11 protein-coding genes are annotated in these 13,266 nt (G+C 53.7%); all 11 read left to right on the top strand.

Going from position 1 to position 13,266, the window contains the following annotated elements; translation table 11 throughout:
* Window positions 1-192 precede the first annotated feature (192 nt).
* The 11 genes from fmdA (at window position 193) to SD69_RS08310 (ending at window position 13,257) form a co-directional block, all read left to right on the top strand.
* The gene (gene fmdA / locus SD69_RS08260) at window positions 193-1,425 is read left to right on the top strand and encodes a formamidase (RefSeq protein ID WP_041522837.1); all 1,233 of its coding nucleotides are present in this window, start codon (window positions 193-195) and stop codon (window positions 1,423-1,425) included.
* A gap of 3 nt (window positions 1,426-1,428) precedes the next feature.
* Window positions 1,429-1,797: an FmdB family zinc ribbon protein gene (locus SD69_RS08265; RefSeq protein WP_041522838.1), complete on the top strand. Its 369-nt coding sequence runs from the start codon at window positions 1,429-1,431 to the stop codon at window positions 1,795-1,797.
* A gap of 226 nt (window positions 1,798-2,023) precedes the next feature.
* The gene (locus tag SD69_RS08270) at window positions 2,024-2,863 is read left to right on the top strand and encodes a sterol desaturase family protein (RefSeq protein WP_041522839.1); all 840 of its coding nucleotides are present in this window, start codon (window positions 2,024-2,026) and stop codon (window positions 2,861-2,863) included.
* A gap of 171 nt (window positions 2,864-3,034) precedes the next feature.
* Window positions 3,035-3,541, top strand: coding sequence for a hypothetical protein (locus tag SD69_RS08275; protein WP_232301168.1), 507 nt, complete (start codon window positions 3,035-3,037; stop codon window positions 3,539-3,541).
* A gap of 305 nt (window positions 3,542-3,846) precedes the next feature.
* Window positions 3,847-6,000 carry an FAD-dependent oxidoreductase gene (locus tag SD69_RS08280; protein WP_041522840.1) on the top strand — a complete coding sequence of 718 codons (2,154 nt, stop codon included), beginning with the start codon at window positions 3,847-3,849 and terminating at the stop codon, window positions 5,998-6,000.
* 4 nt (window positions 6,001-6,004) lie between these two features.
* Window positions 6,005-6,814 carry a DUF547 domain-containing protein gene (locus tag SD69_RS08285; protein WP_052480994.1) on the top strand — a complete coding sequence of 270 codons (810 nt, stop codon included), beginning with the start codon at window positions 6,005-6,007 and terminating at the stop codon, window positions 6,812-6,814.
* Window positions 6,815-6,852: 38 nt separating this feature from the next.
* Window positions 6,853-9,210: a TonB-dependent receptor gene (locus tag SD69_RS08290; RefSeq protein WP_198144075.1), complete on the top strand. Its 2,358-nt coding sequence runs from the start codon at window positions 6,853-6,855 to the stop codon at window positions 9,208-9,210.
* Window positions 9,179-10,327 (top strand): ABC transporter substrate-binding protein, encoded by a 1,149-nt coding sequence (locus SD69_RS08295; RefSeq protein ID WP_052480995.1) that lies wholly within the window; start codon window positions 9,179-9,181, stop codon window positions 10,325-10,327. The genes SD69_RS08290 and SD69_RS08295 overlap by 32 nt, the downstream gene beginning before the upstream one ends.
* Window positions 10,324-11,970, top strand: coding sequence for an ABC transporter permease (locus tag SD69_RS08300; protein ID WP_052480996.1), 1,647 nt, complete (start codon window positions 10,324-10,326; stop codon window positions 11,968-11,970). Before SD69_RS08295 ends, SD69_RS08300 begins: the two co-directional genes overlap by 4 nt.
* Entirely contained in the window at window positions 11,963-12,637 is a 675-nt protein-coding gene (locus tag SD69_RS08305; RefSeq protein ID WP_041522842.1) for an ATP-binding cassette domain-containing protein, read from the top strand. The genes SD69_RS08300 and SD69_RS08305 overlap by 8 nt, the downstream gene beginning before the upstream one ends.
* Entirely contained in the window at window positions 12,619-13,257 is a 639-nt protein-coding gene (locus SD69_RS08310) for a CDP-alcohol phosphatidyltransferase family protein (RefSeq protein ID WP_041522843.1), read from the top strand. Before SD69_RS08305 ends, SD69_RS08310 begins: the two co-directional genes overlap by 19 nt.
* The last annotated feature ends 9 nt before the right edge of the window (window positions 13,258-13,266 follow it).

Here is a 13,266-nt window from a genome sequence, read left to right on the forward strand (position 1 = left end):
TCCGTCATCCGTCATCCGTCATCCGTCATCCGTTTTTCGTCCCCATTTAAGCAATGCGTCAAATGACGTAGTTCGCGGGCTATTTGTCGTATTGCCGATTTTGCTCCCGAATTCGATACTGAGCCCACATTCGCAGTCAGCCGCAATCGCGTCCTTACTGCATTATTGCTGAGCTATTCAGGAGCCTAAGTCATGACAGAAACGATCGTCAAAATCGATTTATCCAAGTCGGCCTATGAGAACGACATGATTCACAACCGTTGGCATCCGGACATTCCGATGGTGGCAACGGTTAAGCCCGGCGACGATTTTATTATGGAGTGCTACGACTGGACCGGTGGCCAGATCGAGAACAACGATAACGCCGACGACGTGCGCGATGTCGACCTTACTCAGGTGCACTTCCTGTCCGGGCCGGTCGGTGTTGAAGGTGCGGAGCCGGGCGACTTGCTGGTGGTTGATATTCTTGATATTGGTGCATTTCAAGAGAGCCAGTGGGGGTTTAACGGTTTCTTCTCTAAGCAAAACGGCGGTGGCTTTTTAACCGAGCACTTCCCCGATGCGCAGAAGTCGATCTGGGATTTTAACGGTATGTTTACCAAGTCTCGCCACATTCCGGGCGTTGAGTTTGCGGGCCTGATTCACCCGGGGTTAATTGGCTGCTTGCCATCCAAAGACCTTTTGGACACCTGGAATGAGCGTGAGAAAGAGCTCTATGATACCAACCCGGATCGGGTGCCCACGTTGGCAAACTTGCCGTACGCCGATACCGCCCATATGGGGCGTATGAAGCCTGATGAAGCAAAAGTAGCGGCGGCTGAAGGGGCCCGTACCGTACCGCCACGTGAGCACGGCGGTAACTGCGATATTAAAGATCTGTCGCGCGGCTCTAAGGTGTACTTCCCTGTTTACGTAAAAGGCGGTGGCTTGAGCGTGGGTGATTTGCACTTTAGCCAGGGCGACGGTGAGATCACCTTCTGTGGTGCGATCGAAATGGCCGGCTGGATTCATATGCGGGTTAACCTGGTTAAAAACGGTATGGAGATGTACGGTGTTAAAAACCCAATCTTCAAGCCGAGCCCGATCAAGCCGGTATACGATGATTACGTGATTTTTGAAGGTATCTCGGTCGATGAAGATGGCGGTCAGCACTTCTTGGATGTGAATGTCGCCTACCGTCAGGCTTGTTTAAACGCCATCGAGTTTTTGACTAAGTTTGGGTATAGCAAGGCGCAGGGCTACGCGCTCTTGGGTTGTGCGCCGGTACAAGGCCATATCAGTGGGGTGGTGGATGTGCCAAATGCCTGCGCTACTTTGTGGCTGCCAACCGAGATCTTTGATTTTGATATTAATCCGACGGCAGAAGGGCCAAAGAAAATGGTCGATGGCACCATCGATATTCCACTGTCGAAAGATAAGGAGTAATTCATGCCTGTCTACGATTACCGTTGCACTGAACACGGTGTGTTTAACCAGCTAGCCACTATCGCTCAAAGTGCTGAGCCGGCTCCGTGCCCCCAGTGCGGCACAATGGCCGGTCGGGTGATTATGGTGTCGCCAACGATGTTGGATATGGCGCCCGGTAATCGTGACGCCCACGCGCGCAATGAAAAAGCGCGCGAGGCGCCACGCTTCTCTAACCCTGAGTCCCGTCTTGAGGACAAAGCGCGGCGCGAGCACAAACATGGTAAAGGGTGTGGTTGCAGCGATCGATCGGTGCGTAAGTCGCAAGTGCTTTACACGCCTGATGGCAGTAAGATCTTTCCGTCGGCTCGGCCGTGGATGATCAGCCATTGATTCCGAAAGGGTAAGATTTCTTGTTTGAGGTTTGGGGAGCTTTGCTCCCCTTTTTTTTTGCGTGTTAGGTGCACGACGCCCGTGCAGGCGAAAACTCCGCCGCTCTGGTAGCCCTCGGGTTTAAAGTGTAAAGCTAATCCATGAACTCTGTTATGCTGTGAGTTGTCGGCTTCGTCGAGCGCACGCGCACGGCGCTGTCGTTATTAACCAAGCCGTGGAGACCTACATGGGACAATTCGTATTGTCGCACGAGGCAATCGTTAGAGGCGTTATATTTGCGTCGGTGCTGATGACAATGGCTGTGTGGGAGGCGATCCGGGGGTTGCGGCCGCAACGCGTAGGTCGTGCTCAACGCTGGCCTCATAACCTGTTGCTTGTTGTTGTCAGCACGGCACTGTTGCGAGTGCTATTCCCGCTGGCGGCCGTTGGTGCGGCTTATCTGGCGGTGGAGCGTAGTTGGGGGGTGTTTAACAACCTTGCAGTGCCTCTCTGGATGGCCATCGTCGGTTCTTTTATTCTTCTCGATTTACTCATCTATTGGCAGCACCGTCTGTTTCATAAAGTCCCTTGGCTATGGCGTTTGCATAGAGTACATCACACTGACCTGGAGTTTGATGTGACCACAGGGTTGCGCTTTCACCCGGTGGAAATCCTCCTGTCGATGGCTCTTAAGGTGGTTGTGGTTATCGCCTCAGGTGCGCCGCCGCTTGCGGTTTTGTGGTTTGAGGTGGTGTTAAGTTCCACTGCGATTTTTAATCATGCCAACGTGGCTCTGCCGGCAACAGTGGAGCGATGGGCCAGGTGGCTGGTGGTAACGCCCAGTATGCACCGCGTGCATCACTCGGTTATTAGCAAGGAGACGGACAGCAACTTTGGCTTTAACCTCCCTTGGTGGGATCGTTTGTTTTCCTCTTACCGTGCACAGCCGAAAGCAGGTCAGCTGGGCATGACTATTGGCCTTGAGGTGTTCCGCCAACCCCAAGACTCACGCTTGGATAGGCTGTTGCTTCAGCCCTTTGTTCGATCTTCTTCCCCCCAAGGTTACGCCCCCAATGAGCAACCCTGAGCGCTGATTTGTCACTACTAATCGGGTGGCAGAGGAACTTTTTCCAGGGTTTGCTGTTTCTTAGAAAGAATTTTTCTGCACGCTAAGGGCATGTACAACACACGCTAATACCGCCACTTTTAAATCATTTGCTTGTATTTGAGTGATTGCTCAGTTATTTTAGTCTCGACGTTGAATACGTATTTTCCAGGTGCTTTAGCTTACTTGGGCGGTGCGTTTAAAGCATTATTACATCCCATTGAAAGGAGTTTACCTGTGCCATCACACGCGCGTCTTACCTGGTCCCTGCTGTTGCTGCGTCTGGGCGTTTTTATCGTTATGTTCATGTGGACCTTAGACAAGTTCGTTAACCCTGATCACGCTCTACGTATCTTCGAAAAATTCTACGGTCTGGAAGGATTTGCTACGGCGGCCGTGTACATCATTGCACTCGTTGAAATGGTGTTGATACTCGCATTTGTTGCTGGCATGTGGAAGCGCTTTACCTATGGTTTTATTTTGATCTTGCATGGGCTTTCCACGTTCTCCTCGTATAGCCAGTATTTAGATCCTTTTAATCACCTGCTGTTTTTTGCCGCATGGCCCATGTTAGCGGCCTGTGTCGCGCTGTATCTTTTGCGTGATTCTGATACCCGCTGGACGGTTCGGCGCAAGTACGCGAGCGCGAGCGAACGGTGACACCAGCATGGGCGTGATCTACTCATGCGCCATATCTACCGAGACAGCCTTAAAGCCCTAGCCCTAGCTCTGACGATTAGCCCTGGGCTTTAAGGCGCATAAATATAACGCGCTGGCACGGCGGTGACGGTTACGCCTACCTCTAACCCCCATTTCCTGTTGCATTTTCCCGCCCTGAGCACACTTGGACGATTGTTCGATGGGATTAGGGTAATAATAATTTGTAACAAAATGCCATCTCGTGCGACTACTCTATAACGATCACAGAATAACGTGAGCCTCTAAATGATAAATTGGAATCTTGTATGAAACGCCTGCTTATCGTCGTAGTCATCGCTGCATTGGTGGCGGCTTTTTTTGCTTTGGGCTTTAATGACTACTTGACGCTAGACCGCCTCAAAGGCAGTCAGGCACAGTTTGAGCAATGGCTAACGCAATACCCCCTGTTGGTACCTTTGGCGTTTTTTGCTTTGTATGTGCTGGTGACGGCCCTGTCGCTGCCTGGAGCGGCGATCATGACCCTGGCCGGAGGTGCCTTGTTTGGTCTCGGACAAGGGTTGCTGCTGGTCTCCTTTGCCTCCAGCGTCGGTGCAACACTGGCGTTTCTAGCCGCACGTTTTGTATTGCGCGGCTCGGTAGAGAAGCGCTTTTCTGATCGGTTACAAGCCATCAACCGTGGCGTTGATCGAGAGGGGGCCTTTTATCTGTTTACCTTGCGCTTAGTGCCGGTGTTTCCCTTTTTTATTATTAATCTGGTGATGGGGTTAACCCGATTAAAAACCTGGACATTTTACTGGGTGAGTCAGCTAGGGATGCTGGCCGGTACCGTCGTTTATGTCAATGCCGGTACGCAACTGGCTGAAATTGACAGTTTGGGTGGGATTTTTTCACCTGGGTTGATTCTATCGTTCGTGCTGCTGGGTATCTTTCCGTGGGTGGCTAAGGCCATTGTGCGCTGGGTACAGCGCAAGCGTGTCTATAAACGCTGGCAAAAACCGCAACATTTTGATCGCAATCTAGTGGTCATTGGTGGTGGTGCTGGCGGTTTGGTCTCGGCCTACATTGGCGCTACTGTGCGAGCCAAAGTGAGCTTGGTAGAAGCGCATAAAATGGGTGGCGATTGTCTCAATTATGGTTGCGTGCCCAGTAAAGCGCTGATTAAAAGCGCCAAAGTTGCGCACCAGATGCGTCACGCTGACGAGTATGGCCTCGCGGCTGCACAGCCGGCGTTTAGTTTTCGGGCGGTAATGGCACGGGTACATCGGGTTATTAAAGACATAGAGCCACACGATAGCGCCGAACGCTACACGGGGTTAGGGGTTGATGTGGTGCAGGGCTATGCCACTATTATCGACCCGTGGACGGTGGAAATTGCCCGAGCTGATGGCGAAACACAACGCTTGACGACCCGCAGTATTATCATCGCCGCCGGAGCACAGCCACTGGTACCCGATCTGCCCGGGCTAGAAGACAGTGATTATGTGACCAGCGACACGTTATGGGAGCGCTTCGCTGAGTTGGATAGCCCCCCGCCGCGGCTTATTGTTCTTGGCGGAGGGCCAATTGGCTCGGAGTTATCGCACGCGTTTGCACGGTTGGGCTCACACGTCAGTCAGGTTGAGAAAGGCCCGCGTATTTTGGCAAAAGAAGATGAGGAGGTCTCAGAGCTAGCGCGTCAATGCATGGCAGCCGATGGTGTTGCGGTATTGACGGAGCACGAGGCGCTTCGCTGTGAGCGCAATGGCGATAAGAAAGTGTTAGTGGTTAAACACCAGGGGGCGGAAAAACGCCTGGAGTATGACCAGCTGTTGGTGGCGGTAGGGCGTACAGCCCGCCTGACAGGGTATGGGCTGGAGGAGCTTGGTATTTCGGCCGAGCGAACCATTGATACAAACGAGTACCTGGAAACACTGTACCCCAACATTTACGCAGCGGGAGATGTCGCAGGCCCGTATCAGTTTACCCATACAGCGTCGCACATGGCATGGTACGCTGCTGTGAATGCGCTGTTTGGTCAGTTTAAGCGCTTTAAAGTGGATTACCGGGTTATCCCTTGGTCGACGTTTATTGACCCTGAGGTTGCCCGTGTTGGTATCAGCGAAGCCGAAGCTATCGAACAGGGCATCGAATTTGAAGTTGCTCGCTTTGAGTTGCATGAGCTGGACCGGGCCATTGCCGACAGTGCCACGACCGGGTTTATCAAGGTATTGACCCCGAAGGGCAAAGATAAAATATTGGGTGTCGTGATTGTCGGTAGCGAAGCCAGTAACTTAATGACTGAGTTTGTACTCGCTATGCGTCACGGTCTGGGTCTCAATAAAATTCTGGGGACCATTCACACCTATCCAACCTTGTCGGAGGCAAATAAATACACAGCCGGCGAATGGAAAAAGGCACACAAGCCTGAAACAATATTAAACTGGCTTGAGAAGTATCACACCTGGAGGCGGGGCGCTTAATGCTATGAAAGTTGTTTTTCTGAGCCTCGCACTGTGGTTGTGTGCTATGCCGTTGTCAGCGACGGAGTTTGATCACCAGCATTCGATATACGCTAAGGTGCTTGCTAACCATGTTCATTGGGAGCAAGACGGTGTTGCTAGCCGTGTTGCTTACGCCGATTTAAAAGCTAACCCCTCCCGGTTAACGCAGTATATTGGCTTGCTTGAAGAGGTGACCCAAAAAGACTTCGAACGCTGGAGTAAGCCGCAGCAACTGGCTTTTTTAATTAATGCGTATAACGCACACACGTTACAGCTGGTAATCACTCATTATCCCGTAGAGTCTATAAAAGATATTGGTCGCTTCTGGCAAAGCCCCTGGAAAAATCGCTTCTTTACCCTGTTGGGTGAGAGCATGAGCTTAGACGATTTAGAGCACGATATTATCCGTAAGCCTGGCCGCTACAATGAGCCGAGAATTCACTTTGCGGTTAACTGCGCGTCAGTGGGTTGCCCGGCACTGCGAACCGAGCCATTTATCGCCCAGCGACTAGACGCGCAGCTGGAGGATAGTAGTGTCCGTTTTTTGCGCGACGCTAGCCGCAACCGTTATCGCGACGGAGAGTTGCAAGTCTCTGCTATCTTTAAGTGGTATCGACAGGATTTTGAGCGAGGCTGGCTGGGTGTTAATACCTTAGCGTCCTTCTTTTTACGCTATGCGGATGCGTTATCGCTGACGCAAGAACAACGGCTTCAGCTCGAAACTGGCACAGTCCACTACGAGTTTTTGCCCTACGATTGGAGTTTGAATCGTTCACGCGCAACCACAAAATAATAGTTGCAGCCGAGCGTGCCCTGGTAAGGAGTGTCACATTGCGTCAACCCCATTGCTTATACCGTTGCCTCGCCAGAGTGAAGGCTCAGGCCGCGTGTAGTGCCGCGCTATTGGCCCTGAGTCTTCCCGGTTTTGCACAAGTGGATCGTATCGAAAGCGTCTTGGTCGTGGGAGAGGCGCTAAGCGGTATGGGCAACCTTCGCCAAGAGGATATCGATGGCGCTTTTGGTGGTGAACAAAATATTGTGGATATTGGCCGTTCTATTACGCCGATTACCGAGGCTTTGCTGCACGAGGCGGCGATCGACGATTTACAACAATTGCAGCGTGTTGCGCCCAATACATTTCAGGCGAAAGGTTTTGGTGCCCCCAGTCTTCCTACGTTGCGCGGCCAGCTGGGGGAGCTGTTCTCGTCCGGTATGCGCCGGCAGGCCGGCAATAATGGCCTTGGTATCCCGCTATCGTTTAATTCGGTTGGGCAAATTGATATCGTCAGAGGAACGCCCTCTGTGATTCTAGGCACAACACAGCGCACCGGCGGTTTTGTGAACATTACGCCCAAGCGAGCGAATTTAACGCAAGCGGAGGGGCGCCTTAACCTTAGCGCCGGCGAATGGGAGCAATACGGTGGCCAACTAGATTATGCATGGGTGATTGATCCCCAGCGCCAGGGCGCGCGCATTAGCGTGGAGCACAAAGACGAAGGCAGCTTTTATGATTACGCAGGGCTGAACAGTACCAATGTGTTTGCCTCTTACCGTTTGATGCCGAATGAGCAGCTCGAATGGAATGTTTCATTGGAGTATTACGATGTCGAGTGGACCGATAACGCCGGTATCAACCGCCCCACTCAAGCGTTAATTGATCAAGGCTGGTATATACAAGGGCAGGGGGTACAGCCCAATGGCTCGACGGTACCAGGTGCGCTCGCGGTGGTAAGCCCGACCGGCCAGGTAAAAATCCCCCGCAGCCGTGTGCTTACCCACCCCGACGATATTAACGGCGCTGAGACAGTTTTGTTGCATTCGGTACTGACCGTCGATTTAGGTAGCTCTGTGCGATTGGTTAATCGAACCTACGTTGAGCACCTGGAGCGCGAGGAGATCGCCCAGAACAGTTTTGTAGAGATTATCGACGGTGCCGACACCTTTGAAAACCGTATCGAGCTGCAGTTTCCGCGCACCATTGTTGGGGCTGCTATCCGCTATAACGATGTTTTAGGCTACAGTCAGTTTTCCACCGAGGCCGATTTGCCTATCGACTTGACCGGATCGCTCAGCCAGCGAGAGATTCCTCTCAGTGCAGAGCAACAAGCGCGATTGGTGCCGTTGCGCCCGGGCCTGTATGTCTCCCCTGGTGCTCAGTACGACCGTGATGGCGACGGCAGCGGCGATTACAATTTATCCGACACCACCGATTCTACGAGCCTTCAGACCGGCTTGTTTTTACAGCATAAGCAACCGCTGGGTTCCAATCTACAATTAACGCTAGGCGTTCGCGGTGACTGGTATGACGTAACAGCACGCGACCCAATCGCGCCCGTTGGGGTGACGCCCGCCCGGGATTCGCACCATGATTTTTTAAAGGCCGGCGAGGCAACCTTGCACTATCGTCCTGGCGAGTCGGTGACGTTGTACGCCACCGGTAGCTATAGCGAGTCTACCTCGAACAGTATGGCCGGTGGCACGGTGTTGGGCTCTAACAATCAAATCGATCCGCTCAACTTTGCGACAGAAAATACGCTGTACGAACTGGGCGTAAAATACGCGCCGGTAGGCTCTGGATGGTACGCCGATATGGCCGTCTTCGATCAGACGCGCAGCTTGCGCAATCGCGATGGCAGCAATAGCGGTATCGTCACCCAGGGCGTCGAGGCGCAGGCGTTTTATCGCAGCGACAACGCTTGGGTGAGTGTCGGCGGTAGTTGGTTGAAGGCTAAGTTTGATCATTCGGCCGCGTTTCAGGTGGCCGAACAAGTGGCGGATGCGTTTGATAACTCCCGGCCTGACCTGATTGCGGGTACCGGGGCCGGCGCCCCCAATTTTGCGGCGTTTGCACCCTCGACTCAGCGCTTACAAGGGTTGCCCGAGTGGACCGCCTCGGCTGCAGGCGGTTATCAATTGAGTGAATACTGGTCTGTGGGTGGCTCGGCCGTGGTTACCGGTGCTTATCCGCTGGATTATTTGCAAACAGTGGTGATCTCAGAACAGTTTACGCTAAACGCCAATGTGGCTTACGAGTTTAATCAAGGCAGCAGTCGTTTACGTTTGGACGTGTTTAACCTGACCGATGAGAAAAATTGGACACCGGTGTTTGAGGGTGGCTATTTTGGTTCATCATTAGTTTTTCCGGAGTTGTCTCGGCATGCGCAAGTTCAATTTACGCAGTATTTTTAATCGTCTCATACTGGGCGTGATGTTGTTGTCGGGGCCTTCGTTTGCGAACACAGATTGGTCTGATGTGTTGGCCGAGGCCCGCGGCGATACCGTGTATTTTTACGCCTGGGGCGGGTCCGATGAGGTGAATCGTTATTTGCGCTGGGCGGATAGTGAGTTGCATCGCCGCTATGATATTCGACTTAAGCATGTAAAAGTTGCCGACATTGCTGAGGCGGTTAAACGATTGCAAGTGGAGGCGCAGGCAGGACGCAAAAAAGGCGGCGCTATCGACTTGCTATGGATAAATGGCGAGAATTTCCACACCTTAAAGCGCGAACAACTGTTGCTGCCAGAGGTCCTAACGGCTGTGCCGAACAGCGCCTTGCTACTGAATAATACGTTGCCGTTAATGCGCGACTTTGGCGTGGACGTCGACAACCTGGAAGTACCCTGGGGTATTGGCCAATTTAACCTAATTGCCCGTGACAAGAGTTTTCCGACGGAACAACTGAGCGCCGAGCAACTGCTCGCCTTTGCCCAGAAAAACCCCGGGCAGTTAAGTTACCCGAAACCACCGGATTTTATTGGCACGACGTTTTTAAAATCTTTGCTGGTGGATTTAACCGAAAAAGACCCACGGTTGTACCAGGCCGTGTCGGATCAATCGGCCGCGCAATTGTTACCTCGGCTCTGGCAGTACTTAGATCGGTTGCATCCGCTCATGCTGGGCCAGGCGCAGAGCTTTGCGCAAAGCTCTGCGCAACAGTTACAGTGGCTGGCCGACGGCCGCGTGTCGGTCGCGTTTAGTTTTAACCCGCAGGAATTAACGGCCAAAATTAAAGCGCGGCGGTTACCACAAAACTTGCAGCAACATGTCTTCGCCGATGGCGCTATTACCAATAGTCACTATTTGGCGGTGCCGCGCAACGCGTCGCACCCAGCCGCCGCGCAAGTCGCCATTAACTTTTTCATCTCGCCTGAGGCACAAGAGCGCAAAGCAGACCCGGCGCACTGGGGCGACCCGGCTGTGGTTGCGCTGGAAGATGCCGGTGCATTGCTACCGTCGGCAGAGGAGCTGCATGCCAGCTGGCAAAGCGCAATTGAGCAGGGTTGGTTGGAGCGCTATCAGCTGTGACGAGTACGGCGCGCCTGTATACCCCAGCGGCGGTTATCAGCGTGCTGGGCCTTATTGCGCTACCGGTGGGGTTGGTGCTTGTCGCCTTCGCCCAAGAGCTGAGCCAACTGACGGCCACGCAGCTGCGTAATTTTGCCGCGGCGCCAGGGTTGTCGCAGGCAACTCTTTATTCACTGTTACTGGCGGCGCTAGCACCGTTGTTCGCCTGTTATCTGGCGCTCGCGGTTAGCGCCGGAGCCGTACAACGAACGCCCGTGTGGTTGTCACCGCTGCTGTCGATGCCTCACCTGGCTTTTGCGGTAGGTCTGGTTTTTTTATTCAGCCCCGGTGGTTGGCTGGTGCGCGCAATGCACGGTGTGAGTGGCGCATTCGCGATACCGCCTGACTGGGCGTTTTTGCCCGAGCGTTCACTCCCCACCTTGTTTACCGTTTTGCTGTTAAAAGAAGTACCTTTTTTGGTGTTGATGATACACAGCGCGTGTTCTCAGTTGCCTGTTGAGCGCTATCGCCAAGTGGGGCAGTCACTGGGATATTCCCGCACAACAGTTTGGTGGCAAGTGGTGGTGCCAGAGCTGTTGCGCAGGCTCACTCTACCAATGGCGGCGGTGATTGTTTATAGCGTTTCAGTGGTTGATATACCGTTATTGGTGGGCCCCAATGTGCCGGGGATTTTGGCTCAAGAGGTGTTTTCTTGGCAGCAGGATTTTGCTCCCGACGCGGCCACCCATGCCTTGCTGGGTTCTGTATTACTACTATCGTTGACGCTTTGCCTGCTGGGTTTAAACCGCTTGCATCATCCTTTCTACCGCTGGGCACTTGTGCGGGTTTGGCGCCGCGGGTTAACGGCTCCCGGTATCTTGCGCCAGCTAGGGCGCGGCGGTATGGGCGTCGCTAGGCTTTGGCTGCCGTTGATGGTTGCTATGACACTGGCAATGTTAACCGCGTTGGTGCTTTGGTCGATGGCGTCGGGTTGGTTCTACCCGCAATGGTTGCCCGATTCTTTGAGTGTGGCATTGTGGCGCCGGGAATGGGGCTACATCTGGCCGATCGTCTGGACCACATTATTGATTGCTATACCCTGCGCCTGTGTCGCTTTGGTGGCGGCGCTGGTGTGTTTGGAAGTGCAGAACAAGCAGCGCTGGCCCCAGTGGCTTGTTTTGCTGGCGCTATTGGTGCCGCAGCTACCTTTGGTGGTGGGCTGGCAGTACAGCGCGAGCGCTTATCATCTGACACCCCATGTTGGATGGGTGTTTTGGGCCCATTGCGTGTTTGCGTTTCCCTACGCTTATTTGGTTGTGGCGGGGGATTATCAGCGCTATGACCGGCATTGGCTGTTGGTCGGGCAGTCGTTGGGTTACTCGCCGCTTAAGTGCTGGTTTACCTTAATGTTGCCCATGTTACGTCGGCCCGTTCTTTACGGCTGGGTGATTGCTTTTTCGGTTAGCGTTGCCCAATACTTGCCCACGCAGATGTTGGGCGCGGGGCGAGTCGTCACCGTAACCACCGAGGCGGTCAGTGTCAGCAGCGGCGGCGACCGGCAGTTGTTAAGCTTTTATGCGTTATGGCAGTTTATTTTGCCGCTGATCGCCCTGTTACTGGTGGCGGCTTATTTGGCGCTGGTATCCAGGAGGCGAAATGCTTGAGTTACAGCACGTTGCGATAGTCCGCGCGGGGCAAACTTTGCTTGAGGTGCCAGAGCTGAGTGTGGCCGCGGGTAAAGTGGGAATGATTATGGGGCCGAGCGGCAGTGGTAAGTCGACCTTGCTGCTGTGGCTACTCGGCCAAGCCCCCGAGGCTTTTGATATTACCGGAAGCCTCAGACTGAACGGTGAGCCAATGACGCACCAGTCGGTTAGCGAGCGCCGTATCGGCATGATGTTTCAGTCGGCATTGCTGTTCCCGCATATGACGGTGGAGCAAAATTTGTTCTTTGCACTGCCAAAGCAATCCGCTTACCGAACCAAAGCCGCGCGCACCGAGCGCGTCGGGAGCCTATTGGCGGCGGTCGAGCTAAGCGATAAAGCCAAAACGATGCCGGGAACCTTGAGTGGTGGTGAGCGTGCTCGTATCGCCCTGTTGCGAGCGTTGATCAACGAGCCCAAAGCGTTGCTACTGGATGAGCCGTTTGCGGCGCTCGATTTGCACCGACGAGAGGAGGTGCGCCAATGGACATTCGCGCAAATCGCGCAGTGGCAAATACCGGCGCTGTTAGTGAGCCATGACTTGGATGATCGCCCCGCTCATACGCAACAGTGTGGGCCTTTACTGACCATTGCCAACGGAGTCGCACAATGTTCGACACACGCTTAGTCCCGCTGACCCGTGCCCCCTTGCACTGGGTGGCGGGTTATCTAAACCGCTGGGGTGTGCACCCCGATACCGTCACGCTCGTCGGTTTTGCGATTGGTTTACTGGCCGTTCCCGCTCTGGCCTTTGGTTGGTACAGCATTGCCTTAGTGGCGATTATTGGCAACCGCGTGGCCGATGGTGTGGATGGCGCTCTCGCGCGAATACGCGGTATTAGCGATGCCGGTGGCTTTTTGGATATTGTGCTGGACTTTATTTTTTACAGCGCCGTGTGTTTTGGTTTTTTATTGGCCGATGTGGAGCGCAATGCGGTGTGGGCAGGTTTGCTGTTGGTCTCCTTTATGGGGACGGGGGCGACTTTTTTGGCGTTCTCCTCAGTGGCGGCACGGCATAATCTAGACAACCCACAATACCCGCAGAAGTCTCTTTATTATTTGGGGGGCGCCGCCGAGGGTTCAGAGACCATCGCATTCTTTATTTTATTTTGTCTGTTTCCGCATTACTTTCCCGCGCTGGCGGGTGCGTTTGCCGTGCTTTGTTGGGTGACGACTGTCTCGAGAACGTTTTCGGGGTACATCACCTTAAAGCATCTACCCCCAAGCCATAATCCTGCCAAGCGCTAGCGCCTGCTA

Origin of the sequence: Gilvimarinus agarilyticus (genome assembly GCF_000832015.1) — a bacterium.
Classification (GTDB): Bacteria; Pseudomonadota; Gammaproteobacteria; order Pseudomonadales; family Cellvibrionaceae; genus Gilvimarinus; species Gilvimarinus agarilyticus.

Excerpts from the sequence above, each read along its gene's own strand:
- SD69_RS08310 (WP_041522843.1), top strand. The coding sequence starts at position 12,619 with ATGTTCGACACACGCTTAGTCCCGCTGACCCGTGCCCCCTTGCACTGG.
- SD69_RS08285 (WP_052480994.1), top strand. The coding sequence starts at position 6,005 with ATGAAAGTTGTTTTTCTGAGCCTCGCACTGTGGTTGTGTGCTATGCCG.
- SD69_RS08280 (WP_041522840.1), top strand. The coding sequence starts at position 3,847 with ATGAAACGCCTGCTTATCGTCGTAGTCATCGCTGCATTGGTGGCGGCT.
- SD69_RS08295 (WP_052480995.1), top strand. The coding sequence starts at position 9,179 with ATGCGCAAGTTCAATTTACGCAGTATTTTTAATCGTCTCATACTGGGC.
- fmdA (WP_041522837.1), top strand. The coding sequence starts at position 193 with ATGACAGAAACGATCGTCAAAATCGATTTATCCAAGTCGGCCTATGAG.
- SD69_RS08270 (WP_041522839.1), top strand. The coding sequence starts at position 2,024 with ATGGGACAATTCGTATTGTCGCACGAGGCAATCGTTAGAGGCGTTATA.
- SD69_RS08265 (WP_041522838.1), top strand. The coding sequence starts at position 1,429 with ATGCCTGTCTACGATTACCGTTGCACTGAACACGGTGTGTTTAACCAG.
- SD69_RS08305 (WP_041522842.1), top strand. The coding sequence starts at position 11,963 with ATGCTTGAGTTACAGCACGTTGCGATAGTCCGCGCGGGGCAAACTTTG.